Source organism: Janthinobacterium sp. NKUCC06_STL (assembly GCF_019345455.1).
GTDB classification, from domain to species: Bacteria; Pseudomonadota; Gammaproteobacteria; order Burkholderiales; family Burkholderiaceae_D; genus Janthinobacterium; species Janthinobacterium rivuli.
In genome coordinates, this window is the sequence record NZ_JAHKQY010000008.1 from 51187 (window position 1) to 65042 (window position 13856).

Annotated in this window: 12 protein-coding genes and 1 pseudogene; 3 read left to right on the plus strand and 10 right to left on the minus strand. The window is 62.6% G+C overall.

What is annotated here, in order from left to right; all coding sequences use genetic code 11:
* The first annotated feature begins 37 nt into the window (after positions 1 to 37).
* Positions 38 to 1741 (plus strand): thiamine pyrophosphate-binding protein, encoded by a 1704-nt coding sequence (locus tag KO539_RS22015; protein WP_219311737.1) that lies wholly within the window; start codon positions 38 to 40, stop codon positions 1739 to 1741.
* Positions 1742 to 1815: 74 nt separating this feature from the next.
* On the opposite strand, the gene KO539_RS22020 is transcribed toward KO539_RS22015, so the two are convergent.
* The 10 genes and pseudogenes from KO539_RS22020 to KO539_RS22065 form a co-directional block, all read right to left on the minus strand.
* Positions 1816 to 2358: a hypothetical protein gene (locus KO539_RS22020; RefSeq protein WP_219311739.1), complete on the minus strand. Its 543-nt coding sequence runs from the start codon at positions 2356 to 2358 to the stop codon at positions 1816 to 1818.
* 151 nt (positions 2359 to 2509) lie between these two features.
* Positions 2510 to 3589 (minus strand): porin, encoded by a 1080-nt coding sequence (locus KO539_RS22025; RefSeq protein WP_219311741.1) that lies wholly within the window; start codon positions 3587 to 3589, stop codon positions 2510 to 2512.
* 975 nt (positions 3590 to 4564) lie between these two features.
* Positions 4565 to 5002, minus strand: a complete 438-nt coding sequence (locus KO539_RS22030; protein ID WP_219311743.1) for a nuclear transport factor 2 family protein — start codon at positions 5000 to 5002, stop codon at positions 4565 to 4567.
* Positions 4999 to 5766, minus strand: coding sequence for an SDR family oxidoreductase (locus tag KO539_RS22035; RefSeq protein WP_219311745.1), 768 nt, complete (start codon positions 5764 to 5766; stop codon positions 4999 to 5001). Before KO539_RS22035 ends, KO539_RS22030 begins: the two co-directional genes overlap by 4 nt.
* On the minus strand, positions 5763 to 6320 hold the full coding sequence (locus KO539_RS22040; RefSeq protein ID WP_219311746.1) for a DUF3833 domain-containing protein: 558 nt from the start codon (positions 6318 to 6320) through the stop codon (positions 5763 to 5765). The genes KO539_RS22035 and KO539_RS22040 overlap by 4 nt, the downstream gene beginning before the upstream one ends.
* Before the next feature lie 46 nt (positions 6321 to 6366).
* Positions 6367 to 7590: pseudogene (locus KO539_RS22045) on the minus strand (MFS transporter); the annotation flags it as partial.
* Positions 7587 to 8135, minus strand: coding sequence for a chalcone isomerase family protein (locus KO539_RS22050; RefSeq protein ID WP_035824805.1), 549 nt, complete (start codon positions 8133 to 8135; stop codon positions 7587 to 7589). The pseudogene KO539_RS22045 and the gene KO539_RS22050, both read right to left, overlap by 4 nt.
* A gap of 2 nt (positions 8136 to 8137) precedes the next feature.
* On the minus strand, positions 8138 to 9385 hold the full coding sequence (locus tag KO539_RS22055) for a cyclopropane-fatty-acyl-phospholipid synthase family protein (protein ID WP_257626399.1): 1248 nt from the start codon (positions 9383 to 9385) through the stop codon (positions 8138 to 8140).
* Entirely contained in the window at positions 9382 to 10179 is a 798-nt protein-coding gene (locus tag KO539_RS22060) for a DUF1365 domain-containing protein (protein WP_219311748.1), read from the minus strand. Before KO539_RS22060 ends, KO539_RS22055 begins: the two co-directional genes overlap by 4 nt.
* Entirely contained in the window at positions 10169 to 11479 is a 1311-nt protein-coding gene (locus KO539_RS22065) for an NAD(P)/FAD-dependent oxidoreductase (RefSeq protein WP_219311750.1), read from the minus strand. Before KO539_RS22065 ends, KO539_RS22060 begins: the two co-directional genes overlap by 11 nt.
* A 203-nt stretch (positions 11480 to 11682) precedes the next feature.
* Here KO539_RS22065 and KO539_RS22070 point away from each other — a divergent pair, with 203 nt between their 5' ends.
* Positions 11683 to 12624 (plus strand): MerR family transcriptional regulator, encoded by a 942-nt coding sequence (locus tag KO539_RS22070; RefSeq protein ID WP_219311752.1) that lies wholly within the window; start codon positions 11683 to 11685, stop codon positions 12622 to 12624.
* Between the two features lie 165 nt (positions 12625 to 12789).
* On the plus strand, positions 12790 to 13848 hold the full coding sequence (gene ftsY / locus KO539_RS22075) for a signal recognition particle-docking protein FtsY (RefSeq protein WP_035824796.1): 1059 nt from the start codon (positions 12790 to 12792) through the stop codon (positions 13846 to 13848).
* Positions 13849 to 13856 lie beyond the last annotated feature (8 nt).

Sequence of the window (13856 nt, forward strand, 5' to 3'; positions counted from 1 at the left end):
ATTTCTTTGCCACCCACTAGAATATAAAGAGCCGAACATGACGCAACAACCCCGTACCGGCGGCCAGATCCTGGTCGATGCCCTGCAGATCCACGGTGTCGACACCGCCTTTGGCGTGCCTGGCGAAAGCTACCTCGACGTGCTCGACGCCCTGCACGATTCGGGCATCCGCTTCATCATCAACCGCCAGGAAGGCGGCGCCGCCTTCATGGCCGAAGCCTACGGCAAACTGACGGGCAAGCCGGGCATCTGCTTCGTCACGCGCGGACCGGGCGCCACCAACGCCTCGATCGGCGTGCACACGGCCTACCAGGATTCCACGCCGATGATCCTGTTCATCGGCCAGGTGGGCAATGATTTCGTCGACCGCGAAGCGTTCCAGGAAATCGACTACCGCCGCATGTACGGCCAGATGGCCAAGTGGGTGGCACAGATCGACCGCGCCGAACGCATCCCCGAATACCTGGCGCGCGCCTTCCAGGTGGCCACCAGCGGGCGCCCCGGCCCCGTCGTGCTGGCCCTGCCGGAAGACATGCTGATCTCCCTGGCAACCGTCGCCGACACGCGCGCCTACCAGCCGGTGCAGGCGGCGCCGTCCGGCGCCCAGCTGCAGCAGTTGCGCAGCATGCTGGCGACCGCCAGGCAGCCGCTGGTCTTGCTGGGCGGCACCACCTGGACGCCGCAGGCCTGCGCCGACCTGCAACAGTGCGCGGAAAGCAACCACCTGCCCGTCGCCTGCGCCTTCCGTTTCCAGGACTTGCTCGACAATGCCCACCCGAACTACATCGGTGACGTCGGCATCGGCATCAATCCGAAACTGGCCGCGCGCATAAAAAATGCCGACCTCGTCATCGCCATCGGTCCGCGCCTCGGCGAAATGACGACGGGCGGCTACACCCTGTTCGACTCGCCCGTGCCGCGCCAGCGCCTGGTGCACATCCATACGGATGCCGAGGAACTGGGCAGCGTCTACCAGGCCGAACTGATGATCAACAGCGGCATGCCGCAAGTGTGCGCCATGCTGGCCGCCATGGCGCCCGTCGACGCGTCTGCCTGGCAGCATACGCCAGCCGAAGCGAAGGCCGAACTGGCCGTCTACCAGGAGCAGCCGCCCATCTTCCAGGATGGCCAGGCGCCACTGAACCTGTGGCAAGTCACGCAAGAAATCATGGCGCAAGTGCCGGCCGACACGATCCTGACGAACGGCGCCGGCAATTACGCCTCGTGGGCGCACCGTTTTTATCGCTACGGCGGCCTGCGCACGCAACTGGCGCCGACCAACGGCGCCATGGGCTACGGCGTGCCGTCGGGCGTGGCGGCGAAGATCGTGCACCCAGAGCGTACCGTGATCACCTTTGCCGGCGATGGCGAATACATGATGAACGGCCAGGAACTGGCCACCGCCGTGCAATACCAGGCGGGCGTGGTCATCATCGTCTTCAATAACCAGATGTTCGGCACCATCCGCATGCACCAGGAACGCGATTACCCGGGCCGCGTGTCGGGCACGACCCTGCACAACCCGGATTTCGCGGCGCTGGCGCAAGCGTATGGCGCGCATGGCGAAGTAGTGAATACGACAGAAGCGTTCGCCCCTGCCCTGCAACGGGCGCTGGCGCACGCTAGGGCGCACAATCTGCCGGCCTTGATCGAACTGCGCTACGACGGCAATTTGATCACGCCGAACGCAACGCTTGCCACCATCCGCGCCACGGCGGAAAAGGCGCAGGCGGCAAAGTAAGCCCCTGGCAACGCTGAAAATGACAAAGGCCCGGTCGATACCGGGCCTTTGTTGTTTTTGACAGCGGTAATCGCTCAGGCAGCGGGCGCTGGCGCGCTTTCCTCGGCAGGCACTGTCTCGGCCGGCGCTTGCGGCATCGGCGGGCATGGCGTGCAGTTTTTCAGGGGACGGCTGAAATCGCGCACGCGGCTCAGCTTCATGGGCATGCGCACATTGCCGCCACAATAATCGCCTTCCAGGGTCAGGGTCTGCCCATCCTTCGAAAACTTGCCGACGATGGTGCGTTCTTCGCTGTCGGCGCCGGCGATGGTGAAGTCGAAGGCGCCCGTGGCGGCGTCCAGATTGACGTCGTTGGCCACGATGGGCCAGCTCAGGGCGCCTGCCGTGAATTCATAGATGACGGAATCGGCCTCGGCAAAGCGGTGCAGGGTGACGCGCTGGCCGCCGATTTCGCCGCTATCTTTTTGCAGGCACAGGTCGGAATAGACGGCCACGCCGTAGCGTTCCAGTCCGGCCGGTTTCTTGCCCTTGACGGCGGCAACAGCGGCGCCCGTGGCGCCCGCGAGCAGCAGCACGGCCAGCAAGGCGGCCAGGCGTGGCGAGGTGTATGAATACATGGCATTCCTTTACTTGAGTAACGGCGCCATTATAACTGGCGCCGCCAATGCAAAAACGCGCCGCCAGGACTAGCCTGGAGACGCGTTTCCTTGCTTATCAGCATCCCCGAAGGGATGCTGGCAGCGGTACTAAGCTTCGCTTGCGCGAATATTAGAACGAGTGACGAACACCAACGTTGAACGCTTGGTCGCCCGAACCAACATTGCTGTTGTTACCAACGGTGTAACCAGCGTTGTTTTTGTTCGAGATTTTAGCGTACGAAGCGTAGGTGCTGGTGCGCTTCGACAGAGCGTACGAGTAGCCCAGTGCGAACTGGTTCGCATCGGCGTTGATGCCCGATTTGTCGTTGACGTGGATAACCGAAGCCATCACGGTGCCAGCTGGACCAACTGGTACGGTTGCGCCGATCAGAGCGGTGGTGCTGTCGTCGCTAAAGCCGCCACGCGATGCGGTGTTGTAGAAATCAACATTGCCGTTGTTACGCAGCGAGCTGTTTGCACCTTTGTTGACGCCGTATGCAGCATACGCTTTCACAACGGTGAAATCGTAGTTAGCGGCTACCAGCCAGTTACGTGCGCTGCCAGCATCGCTGATTGCGGTTTCGTTGCTGGTGGTGTTGTAAGCAACACGTGCGTTCAAAGGACCGTTGGCGTAGCCAACCGATGCGCCCATTTGACGACCGATTTTGCTGGATACCAGGCTCTCTGGGCCGTTGTTGCCGGCGCTGTAAGCAACGTCAGCGTCAAAGCCGCTGAAGTTTGGCGAGGTGTACAGCACGGTGTTGCTGGTACGGGTCGTGGCTGCTGGGAACAAGTTCTTGGCCGAACCCGAGTAACCAACTGCGAATGGATCAGCAACTTTCGACAGGGTGTTGTACCAAGGGGTGTATTGACGACCCAGGGTTACGGTACCAGCCGTTTTGCTGCTCAGGCCAACGTAGGCTTGACGACCAAACAGAGCATCGCCTTCTTGCGAACCGGAATCAACTTTGAAACCCGATTCCAGAACGAACAGTGCCGACAGGCCGCTGCCCAGATCTTCGGTGCCTTTGAAGCCGATACGCGAAGCCGAAGCAATGCCGCTATCGATTTTGTTGACGGTGCCGGCTTTGCCGCCGCGCTCGCTGACGAAACCAGCGTCAACGGTACCGTAGATAACAACGCTCGATTGAGCTTGGGCTACGCCAGTGGCTGCTGCCAGAACTGCCAGGGTGATCAGAGTTTTTTTCATTGCGATTTCCTTTAATTTTGAAGCAAAAAGTAATACAGCCTATGCATCTCGAGCTGCGCTCTAACAGAGCGCTTTTTATGAGTGAGGGCAAGGTCTCCACCTGCCACATTGCTGTTCCGGTCAGGGGAACAATTCATATCGGTATCGGCACGCTATTGCACCGATAAGCTTGAAGGCTGCAGAGCGACCGTATTTTCATGCGCCGGTTCGGTGCTCAAAGGGCACCGGAAGCGGCACTATAACGACCGTTTCACATTCCATCAAGTTCCAACATGTTACTTCCGGTACCAGGCCGAGTGCTTTTTCAGGCATCCCGGTCATCGCCAACCGTACTACGCGATAGAGCCAGTGCCCCTTGCCAACCAATGCATTGGCCTGATTGACCATTCCATCATAGCGCATGCCTTGTCGACACCCGTTGTATTAGTGCAACAGTATCAGGCGCATGATTAAAACATCAACATGCTTTACCCATCATTTGGCCTGCATGATTTACGCGACAAAGCGCACAATTTGTCAGGCGATAATGGATAAACGGTACGAAGCATACACGGCATCGCCATTGTTTGCTGCCGGACGCCCGAAAACGGGAAATAATGCGCCCTGTTTTGGTGCGTTGCCGCATGATTCAGGGGCGTAGACGCGATTTCCGACGTCGGCATGCGCATCGAAAAAATGGGCAGAGTAGCAACACAATTACTGACTTTCCGGTAATTTAAATTGCTCACATAGAAATGTTTTTCAAGTTTTCCAGCACGCGCGCCGGGTACCGGGCGGGAACGGATGAGGACGACTCTTGCTTGCAAATTGCGCATCAGTTGAAACAATTTCTTACAATGTTGCCTTCTCAATATTTTGATATATTTGTGTCTAAAAAACGACACATTGAGCGAAATCAAGTTTTCACCGGTCCAATTCCACACAATTTACTTTTTCTTTTTAGCATTTTTTGCTTAAAAGCATCAACAAACACGCTTAGCGCTGGCTTGCGCGCCGGAGCATGCGCATGAAACCACCGAGCACAGGCAGTTTTTCATACAATTCTTCCGCCGCATCCCAATAATCGCGGTGCAATACCACCCTCCCCTGCGCATCGAAACGCAGATGTGTTGCTCCACGGATACATTGTTCGCCAGCCACCAGGCGTTTCATGCGAAAGCGAAACTCCCACGTGAGGAAGGCTTGCTGCCCCTGCCCCAGGCTTTCCAGCACGACAAACCGGGGCGCATCGACTTGCACGAACATGTGCTCGAAGATGGCCAGGATGGCGGCATGGCCCACCACCTCATTGAACGGGTCCTTGAAATGGGCCTCTGGCGCGTACACGGCACCCAGCTGAGCCAGACTCTCGATGCTCAGGTGCTCGTAAAACGCCACCAGGCGCGCCAGCGCACCTTCCATGGTGGCGCTCATAAGCCCGTCACCTTGCGGATCAGCCAGAAATAGGCGCGGTACGGCAACAGCCGCGCCAGGCGCATGGTATTGGTAAAGCGCTTGGGAAAGTGAATGTGGAACTGGCCCCGCTCGATGCCGTCGAGCATGGCGGCTGCCGCGTCCCGCGCCGTCATCAGGGCTGGCATGGTGAAATCGTTGTTCGCCGTCAAGGGCGTGGCGACAAAACCAGGGTTGATTTGATACACGCCGATGCCGCGCGGATGCAAGTCCAGGTACAGCGACTCCGTCAGGTTGATCAGTGCCGCCTTGCTGGCGCCGTACGCGAGCGCCTTGGGCAAGCCGCCATAACCGGCCACCGAGCCGACGATGCCGATGCCGCCGCTGCCCTGGCGCAACAGCCACGGCAGGGCCTGGTCCAGGCAATTGAAGACGCCGCCCACGTTCAGCGCCAGCAAGCCCTGGGCTGCCTCAAGGTCGAAACTATCGGCGCGCATGGCCTGATAGCCACCAGCGACTACCAATATCAGGTCGATATGCGTCCACTGCTGCTGCAATTGCGCGCTGACGGCCCGCAGCTGCGCATGCTGGGTGATATCGAGCGGCAAGGCTTGCGCCAGCGGCTGTCCCTCGCATAACCGTTCGAGACTGGCGCGGTGGCGGGCAGACAAGGCTACGCAGGCGCCCTGCTCCAGCAGCAAGGTGGCGCAGGCGGCGCCAATGCCGCTGGACGCGCCGATGATCCACACGCGCTTGCCGGCCCAGCTGGTGATCTTGCGATTCATGGGGCCGCCTGCGGACGCTTGCTGAACGACAAGGTGACGGCGCCCAGGCTGAAGCCGAACTTGCTCATGGCGGCGCGGTTGAGCATGACCTTGTCATCCATCAGGAACATCCAGTCCTCGAAGTCGACGTGATAGACCGTGCCATCGACGGGCAGCGCCAGCACATATTGCCAGCGCAGCGCATTGCCGGCCACTTCGCCGACGGCCTCGCCGATCACGTCGGGCGCGGTGCCGATGAAGCGCCCGGGCGCCGTCTTGCGCAAGGTCCACACGCGGCGTTGTTTGCTGCCGTCGGAATACGTGAAATCCTCGTCCAGCGTACCCGTCTCACCCGCCCAGCTGGCCCGCATCACCACGGTGAAACGCTTGACCACCTTGCCGGAGCGGTCCTGGAAGATGCCGTGGGCATCGAGCGTGCCATTGAAATACTGTTGCAAGTCCAGCTTCGGCAATTCCTGCGCGTAGGTGGCCGGCGTGGGCGGCGTGGAGCAGGCGGCCAGCGCCAGCAGCACGGCCGCCAGGGCGCCGCGTTTGCAAAATGTTATGAGGCGCATGTGCGGGTCTCCGAAGGTTGTATATATATATATGTTGCAGGGGGGCGCGCCACAGCAGCAGCGCGGCCAGCAGTTTCAGGACGCAGGGCAGCAAGGCGTAGGCGGCGGACAGGGCCGGCAAGCCGCCGCTGCCGCCCGGCACATAGCCGAGCCAGGCCAGCAGGGGCAAGGCGATGCCGGCCGCCAGCGCCAGGCTCATCTGCACGCCCCAGTTCCACCAGCCGAAATACGCAGCTTCATGCCGCCCGGCATGGCCGGCCGCGCCGATCAACCCTGCCAGCAGGGCCGGCGGCAGGGCCAGGTCGGCGCCCAGCGCCAGGCCCGATAGCAGACAGATGCTGGCAAAACCCCAGGCCGCGCCCGCGCCCAGGCCATACGCCCAGACAAACACGGTCGCGGCCAGCAGCATGGCGCCACCCCAGGCGCGCGCCTCGCCAAAGCGCCGCGCCAGGGCCACCCACACGGGCATCGAGGCGGCCGCAGCGCAAAAGTAAACGATCAAAAACGGTCCTGCGTAATGGCCCAGGCGCAAGTAGTCGGCGGCAAAGAACAGGAACAGGGTGGCGGGAATGGCGGCCGCCACGCCATTGACGAGCAGGACGGCAAACAGCCAGCGGAACGCGCGCTGGCGAAACGGCAGGCGCCAGGCGCCAGCGGGCAGCGCCTGCGTGCCGTGGAGCAAAACCGGACGCGGCGCGCGCGCCAGCAGCAACGCGCCCGCCGCCAGCAGGCAGGCGGCAAAGGCCAGCGACAAGCCGTCATAGCCGAACACGGAAGTGAGCCCCGCCGCCAGGATGACGCCCAGCAAGCCGCAGCCTTCGCGCACGGCCGTCACCCGCGTCCGCTGCGCGCGCAGCTGGCTCAAGGCCGCGCCCCAGCTCTGGTGCGCGATGCCGGCCAGGCCATAGGCGGCGTAGACGAGCAGCAAGGCGACCAGGAACCAGGCCAGGGTGGCCGCTTCCTGCATGGCGGGCGGATGGAACAAGGCGCCAAAGCCCAGCAGCAGCAAGGGCAGCGAGGCGCCGATCACCACGGCATAGCTGCGCCCGCCGCGCGCCATCCAGGCACCGAGGGCCGGGTCGATGAAAGCGGCGGCGATACGGGCCGCCAGCAGCACGGCGCCGATCTGCGCCAGGTCCAGGCTGCTGCGCTGCGCATAAAATGGCGCGACATATATATAGATGGGCAGCGCCAGCATGGCCAGCGGCAAGCCGAACAGGCCATAACTGAACAAGGCAGGCAAGCTCAAGGCGCCGCCCCCGGCACTCATGGCAGCGGCGCCGCGCTCTGCAGCAAGGCCGCGCGCAGCTTCGGCGCCGTGGTCGACGGCGAGAGCCAGATAGCGAAGAAGGCGCGCGCGAAGTCACCGTCGCTCACGTCGGCCAGTACCTTGCCATCGAGATAAAAGCGCACGCCGGGCGCGATGCCGGCCCGGTAGACGCCCGCGATGCGCTGGTCTTCCTTAACGTCAGGAAAGATACGCTGCATGGTGGCCAGCCAGGCCAGGCGCTGCTCCGGCGTGCCGGCGCCGATTTTCTGCATCTGTTCATAACTGGCTTCGGCGATCTTCTTGCCATCGAGCGCGCGCGCGTAACGCAGTTCCAGCACAAACGGCGCCGTTGCGGACGCCGCGCCCTGGTAGCCCTGCGGCCCCACCCACAGTTGCGCGCGATAAATACGCATGCCGAACCACGTGTATTCGCCTTCGCCCGCCAGGCGGGCTTCGGGCACGTCGGCGGCGATAAAGGCAGGCGGCGCGGCCGCGGCGCCCAGCATGGTCAAGGACAGCACAACAGTGGCAAGCAGGCGGCGCATGGTCAGTCCTTGATCAGGGTAAATTGCATCACATCCGTGTTGTGCGCCTGGAAGGCGGCCTCGCAATACGCGAGGTAAAACTCCCAGGTCAGCAGGAAACGTCCATCGAAACCCTGTTTTTCCAGCGCCGTGCGCTGGGCCAGGAAGCTGGCGCGCCACTGGCGCAAGGTTTCCGCGTAATCGAGACCAAAGCTGAAGGCGTCTTCCACACGCAAGCCCTGCGCCTCGGCGGCGCGGCGAAACTCGGCCGGCGACGGCAACATGCCGCCCGGAAAAATATACTGTTGAATGAAATCCGTGCTCTTGCTGTAGCGCTCGAACAAGTCATCGGCGATGACGATGGTCTGGATGCAGGCGCGTCCGCCCGGCTTCAGGTTGCGCGCCACGCATTCGAAATAGCCGGGCCAGTAGCTTTGCCCCACGGCTTCGAACATTTCGATCGAGGCGATGGCGTCGTACTGGCCGGCGCTGTCACGGTAATCGCACAGCTGCAGGTCGGCCTGCCCTGCCAGCCCCGCGTCGTGCAGACGCTGGCGCGCATAGGAGAGCTGTTCGGTCGACAAGGTCAGTCCCGTCACGTGCGCGCCATAGTCGCGCGCCGCCGTTTCCGCAAAGCCGCCCCAGCCGCAGCCGATTTCCAGCACCCTGGCGCCTGGCTGCAGCTGCAGTTGATCGGCGATGCGCCGGTATTTCGCACCTTGCGCCTGCTCCAGGCTGGCGCCTTCGGTGAACAGCGCGCTCGAATACGTCATCGACGGATCCAGCCACAGCTGATAAAAGGCGTTGCCGATGTCGTAATGGGCGTGGATATTCTTCTTGCTGCCGGCGCGCGAATTGCGATTGAGCAAATGCCGGATCTTGTAGACCAGGTTGCCCCACCAGTTACCGTAGATCAGCGATTCGATGTGCGCGCGGTTGCGTATCATCAGCTCGATCAGGCCCGGCAAATTGTCCGTGCGCCAGTCGCCGGCGATAAACGTTTCCGCAAAGCCAATGTCGCCCGAACGCAGGACTGCCGCACACAGGCGCCAGTTGTGCAAGTCCAGGGTGACGGGGTGGCTGCCATCGCCATACAGCAAGATACTGCCGTCCGGCGTGCGCAGGCGCAGGGCGCCATGCTGCAATTTTTCCAGCAAGCGCAAGATCACCCGTCCGGAAGCGGGAACGTCCAGGTGCGTGTGATCGGCCGTGTGGTCGGGACGGACGCAGGCGCGCGCCTGCAGGCCGGTCGGCAGGGAATCGGAGCTCATCGGGACACCTTTTCTTGTGGGGGAAGGGGTTTGCTGAAAAACGGCACGCGGCGCAGCCACAGGCGCAAGGCTTGCCAATGAATGCGCGCCATCACGCCTAACGTCATCAGGGGGTAGCGCAGCAAGGCCCAGGCGATGGCACCATCGCGCAGCGGCTGCGCCGTGCCGGACAAGCTCGTCTGCAGCAGTGGACCATCGAGGTCGTCGTAGTCGACTCTGGCCAGGTGGCGTTCGCCGTCCTGTTCGCTATTGCGCAGGAAACGGAAGCGGTACTTACCCTCCACCTTGCAAAACGGCGACACGTGGAAAATTTTCTTGGCGACCAGTTCGCTGCCATAGGCGATGGCGCCGCCCTGTTCGAGCAGGTACAAATGGCGCTCGCCGAAGGTATTGCGCACATCGCAGACCACGGCGCGCAGCGCGCCATCCGGGCGGTGGCAAAACCAGAAACTGACGGGATTGAAGACATAGCCGAACATGCGCGGCATGGTTTGCAGCCAGATTTCGCCGCCCGCGTCCGACACGCCATGCTGGCGCAGCAAACCATCGATCCAGTCCAGCAGCGGCGTCGCACCATCGCCGTGGTCGCTGTCGCGGAAGGACAGCACATTGGCGCCGTTGCGCGAAATCAACCTGGCAGGAAAATCGTGCGCGCCCAGGCTGCGCAGGGGCAGGCGCAGATAAAACATGCCATAACTAAAAGCATGCGCGCGCGGACGCAAGCGCGCATGGCGCACCAGTCCCAGGCACAGCTGGGGCTGCGGCTGCGACGGCTGCGTGGGATCACGCGGCATGGCCAAGCTCCGCCGCCGCCATGCCATTGAGTACTTGCGCCACGGCCAGGCCCGACTTCAAGCCGTCTTCATGGAAACCATAGCCGGTCCACGCGCCCGCGAACCACGTGTGCTGCGCGCCCTGGAAGCCGGCCAGGCGCGCCTGGGCGGCAATGGCCGCGCCATCGAACACGGGGTGGGCATACGAAAACTCGTCGAGGATGGACGCCGGGTCCGGTTCGTCGAGGGGATTGAGCGAAACGATGACGGGCGTGGTAAAGGGCAAGGGTTGCAGCTGGTTCAGCAAATAATGCACGCACACTTGCGGCGCCTCGCCTTCCGCGGCTGGCCGGCCTTGGTAATTCCAGGCCGACCAAGCCTTGCGGCGCTGCGGCAGGCAGGACGCATCCGTATGCAGCACAGCGCGATTCGGCTGGTAGCGCACGGCTTCGAGCACGGCGCGCTCGTCGTCGCGGATATCTCCCAGCAGGGCCAGCGCCTGGTCGCTGTGGCAGGCGAGCACGACGTGATCGACATGCTCGACGCCGGCGGCCGTGTGCAGCTCGACCATGCGCGCGCCACCGTGCGGCTGGCGGCGCACCGCCAGCACGGGGCAAGCCAGGCGCTGCTGCGGGATGCCTGCCAACAATTTTTTCACATACTCGCGCGAGCCGCCGCGCACCGTGCGCCATTGCGGCCGGTCGCTCACTTGCAGCAAGCCATGGTTGTGGCAGAAACGGATGAAGGTGGCCAAGGGAAAGGCCAGCATCTGGCGCGCCGGGCATGACCAGATGCAGGCGGCCATCGGCAGCAGATACCAGTGGCGAAATTCCTCGCCATAGCCGTGCAAGTCGAGAAACTCGCCCAGCGGCATGGCCGGCGCCGGCACGCTGGCCGTCGCCAGGGAGCTGGCCTGGCGGTTGAAGCGCAGAATATCGCGCAACATGCGCAGGAAGGCGGGGCGCAGCAGATTGCTGCGCTGGGCAAACACGGTATCCAGGTTGGCGCCCGCCCATTCCAGCACGCGGGCATCGGACGCGGTGCCCAGCGGCATTTTGACGGAAAACGACATGTCGCTGTCGGCCGCCTCGACGCCGAGCTCGTCAAACAGTTGCACCAGGTTCGGATACGTGGCGTGATTGAATACGAGAAAACCCGTGTCGACGCCATGCGTGACGCCATCGAGCGTGACATCGACCGTATGGCTGTGGCCGCCAAAATAGTCGCCCGCCTCGTACAAGGTGACGTCCTGACCCGCTTGCGCCAGCCGATAGGCACACGACAATCCTGCGATTCCTGCTCCGACGACGGCAATTTTCATGAGTGCACCTGTGTTAAGTTTGTCCTGGACAAATAAGCCTCATGGATAATCGATGAAATATTGATTTATGTCAATGAGCGTCCTGAGCCGTTCAGAAACTTATACGTCGGCAATTTCTAATCGGATTCAGCTATTTGGTATGGGGCAGCGGAAGGCGTAAAATGCACTCCACGTTCTTTTGGCATGCGAGCAAGCCCCCTGGTATGGATACTGACCTGCAACCTACTTCCGCCTTCAGCATCAGCGATGTCGAACGCGATACCGGACTGGCCAAGGAAACCTTGCGTGTGTGGGAGCGCCGTTACGCCTTTCCCCAGCCCCAGCGCGACGCCTTTGGCGAGCGCAGCTACCCGGCCGAGCAAGTGCAAAAATTGCGCATGGTCAAGCGCCTGCTGGACCTCGGATTTCGTCCGGGCAAAATCATGCAGCACAGCACCGTGCAACTGCAGCAGCTGGCCAGCGCCGGCAGCGCGGCGCCGTCAACGCCAGCGCCCCAGCTCGAACACTACCTGGCCCTCTGCCGCAGCCACCAGATGGAGGAACTGGGCGGCGCCCTGCGCCAGGCGCTGGCCGTGCTGGGCCTGAAAGCGTTCACCATCGACGTCATCGCGCCGCTTACCGGCATGGTGGGCGAAGCGTGGGCTTGCGGTGAGCTGGCCGTGTATGAAGAGCATCTGTATAGCGAAACCCTGCAGACGGTGATGCGCCACGCCATTTTTTCCCTGCCGCAAGCGAGCAGCCCGTCCACGCGCACGCCGCGCATCGTCCTCAGTACCTTGCCGCAGGAACGCCATGGCCTGGGGCTGCTGATGGCCGAGGCGCTGTGCGCGGCGGCCGGCGCCCACTGCATGTCGCTGGGGGTAGAAACGCCGCTGACGGACATCGTCGCGGCCGCCCGCGCGCAGCGGGCCGACATCGTGGCGCTATCGTTTTCCAGCGCCAGCAAGCAACGGCAGACGCGCGACAGCCTGCAGCAACTGCATGCAAGCTTGCCGCCAAGCATGGAATTGTGGGCCGGCGGACGCAGTCCCGTGTTGTACCGCCAGCCGCCGCCGTTTTTACATGTGCTGGACTTGCGGCAAGTCGACGAAAGCATCGCCGACTGGCGCCGCCGCCACCAGGCCCTGGCCCTGCAAACCCATTGATCCGGCTGGAAAGCGCGGCAATTGCGGCGATCTTCGTGGATAGCGACGCAATGTTGCCAATCGAACAGTAAAGCATGAAGGGCCGGGCGCGCTCTGGTAGAATAGCCCGTAACAACAGTGTCCGGCGCCGCCGGGCCTTAGGTCAGCACCCGCCACCACACATCCATGTTTAGTTTCTTCAAGAAAAAACCCATCGCTCCCGAGGCTGCACCAGCCGAGCCTCTCGTCCTTCCCGCCGCCACGCCGCCTGCACCGCAGCCTGCCGCTGCGCCCCTGAGCGGCGCGCCGGCCGAGCTCGTGCCCGTGATCGTGGCCGCCGAACCCGAGAAAAAATCGTGGATGACGCGCCTGAAGGCGGGCCTGTCGAAAACCTCGAATACCTTGTCCGTGCTGTTCGTCGGCGCGAAGATCGACGACGCCCTGTATGAAGAGCTGGAAGCGGCCTTGCTGATGTCCGACGCCGGCATCGACGCCACGGAATTCCTGCTCACGGAATTGAAGAAGAAGGTCAAGGAAGACAAGCTGCTCGACGCGGCCGCCGTCAAGGCCGCCCTGAAAGTATTGCTGATCGACCTGCTCTCGCCGCTGGAAAAGCGCTTCGAGCTGGGCCGCCACAAGCCGCTGGTGATGATGATTTCCGGCGTGAATGGCGCCGGCAAGACCACCACCATCGGCAAGCTGGCCAAGCACATGCAGTCGAACAACCAGTCCGTGCTGCTGGCTGCGGGCGACACCTTCCGCGCCGCCGCGCGCGAGCAATTGATGGTCTGGGGCGAGCGCAACAACGTCACCGTGATTTCGCAGGAATCGGGCGACCCGGCCGCCGTGGCCTACGACTCCGTGCAATCGGCAAAAGCGCGCGGCATCGACGTGGTGATGGTCGACACGGCGGGCCGCTTGCCGACGCAGTTGCACCTGATGGAAGAATTAAAGAAAATCAAGCGCGTCATCGGCAAAGGCATGGAAGGCGCGCCGCATGAAACCCTGCTCGTCATCGACGGCAACACGGGCCAGAACGCCCTCACGCAAGTGAAAGCGTTTGACGATGCCCTGCAGTTGAGCGGCCTGGTGATCACCAAGCTGGACGGTACCGCCAAGGGCGGCGTGCTGGCGGCGATAGCCCGCGTGCGTCCCGTGCCCGTGTATTTCATCGGCATCGGTGAGAAAATTGAAGACTTGCAGCCTTTCGTGGCTGCCGAATTTGTCGAAGCGCTGCTCGGATAAGCCTACCT

Coding starts and splice junctions, on each gene's coding strand:
- KO539_RS22070 (WP_219311752.1), top strand. CDS start 11,683: ATGGATACTGACCTGCAACCTACTTCCGCCTTCAGCATCAGCGATGTC.
- KO539_RS22060 (WP_219311748.1), bottom strand. CDS start 10,179: ATGCCGCGTGATCCCACGCAGCCGTCGCAGCCGCAGCCCCAGCTGTGC.
- KO539_RS22025 (WP_219311741.1), bottom strand. CDS start 3,589: ATGAAAAAAACTCTGATCACCCTGGCAGTTCTGGCAGCAGCCACTGGC.
- KO539_RS22015 (WP_219311737.1), top strand. CDS start 38: ATGACGCAACAACCCCGTACCGGCGGCCAGATCCTGGTCGATGCCCTG.
- ftsY (WP_035824796.1), top strand. CDS start 12,790: ATGTTTAGTTTCTTCAAGAAAAAACCCATCGCTCCCGAGGCTGCACCA.
- KO539_RS22035 (WP_219311745.1), bottom strand. CDS start 5,766: ATGAATCGCAAGATCACCAGCTGGGCCGGCAAGCGCGTGTGGATCATC.
- KO539_RS22030 (WP_219311743.1), bottom strand. CDS start 5,002: ATGAGCGCCACCATGGAAGGTGCGCTGGCGCGCCTGGTGGCGTTTTAC.
- KO539_RS22020 (WP_219311739.1), bottom strand. CDS start 2,358: ATGTATTCATACACCTCGCCACGCCTGGCCGCCTTGCTGGCCGTGCTG.
- KO539_RS22040 (WP_219311746.1), bottom strand. CDS start 6,320: ATGCGCCTCATAACATTTTGCAAACGCGGCGCCCTGGCGGCCGTGCTG.
- KO539_RS22055 (WP_257626399.1), bottom strand. CDS start 9,385: ATGAGCTCCGATTCCCTGCCGACCGGCCTGCAGGCGCGCGCCTGCGTC.
- KO539_RS22065 (WP_219311750.1), bottom strand. CDS start 11,479: ATGAAAATTGCCGTCGTCGGAGCAGGAATCGCAGGATTGTCGTGTGCC.
- KO539_RS22050 (WP_035824805.1), bottom strand. CDS start 8,135: ATGCGCCGCCTGCTTGCCACTGTTGTGCTGTCCTTGACCATGCTGGGC.